Source organism: Rhizobium redzepovicii, from assembly GCF_019793435.1.
GTDB lineage: Bacteria > Pseudomonadota > Alphaproteobacteria > Rhizobiales > Rhizobiaceae > Rhizobium > Rhizobium redzepovicii.
In genome coordinates, this window is sequence record NZ_JAILYH010000116.1 from 1 (window position 1) to 255 (window position 255).

Annotated in this window: 1 protein-coding gene; it reads left to right on the forward strand. The window is 58.4% G+C overall.

Going from position 1 to position 255, the window contains the following annotated elements; genetic code table 11:
- Nucleotides 1-255: nitrogenase component 1 (locus tag K6N12_RS33840; protein ID WP_281424340.1), on the forward strand; the 255-nt coding region annotated here is incomplete at both ends.

Here is a 255-nt window from a genome sequence, read left to right on the forward strand (position 1 = left end):
GCGTGGTATGGGGGCCGGTCAAGGACATGGTCCACATCTCGCACGGGCCGGTCGGTTGCGGTCATTATTCCTGGTCGCAACGCCGCAACTACTACGTCGGCCTGACGGGCATCGACACGTTCGTGACTCTGCAGTTCACCTCAGACTTCCAGGAAAAGGACATCGTGTTCGGCGGCGACAAGAAGCTTGAACAGGTCATCGACGAGATCGAGGAGCTTTTCCCCCTCAACAACGGCATCAGCGTGCAGTCGGAAT